This window comes from Paraburkholderia sp. SIMBA_027 (genome assembly GCF_046535315.1).
In the GTDB taxonomy this organism is placed as follows: domain Bacteria; phylum Pseudomonadota; class Gammaproteobacteria; order Burkholderiales; family Burkholderiaceae; genus Paraburkholderia; species Paraburkholderia tropica.
The window spans coordinates 1-253 of record NZ_JAWRWY010001160.1 but is presented as its reverse complement, the minus strand read 5'-3'; the positions used below and the strand labels follow the sequence as shown (position 1 = coordinate 253).

Genomic DNA, 253 nt, shown 5'->3' with positions numbered 1-253 from the left:
AACCGGCCTCGAAGGCGGCCGCCTTCGGGATCACCGCACCGGCATCCATGACGGGATCGACGCAGCCCATGATGATGTCATCGACAGCGGATGTGTCCAGCCCGTTGCGGTCGCGGATGGCTTCCAGCGTCTTGGCTGCAAGGCGAACGGAAGGCACCTCATGCAAGCTGCCATCCTTCTTGCCGCGTCCGCGCGGGGTGCGGACATGGTCGTAGATAAATACGACGGTCATAACTCTCTCCCTGTGGCGTCA

At 62.5% G+C, this 253-nt stretch carries 1 pseudogene; it reads right to left on the bottom strand.

Going from position 1 to position 253, the window contains the following annotated elements:
• Positions 1-232 (bottom strand): annotated as a pseudogene (locus SB764_RS42785) (acetyl-CoA C-acyltransferase); the annotation flags it as partial.
• Positions 233-253: the final 21 nt, after the last annotated feature.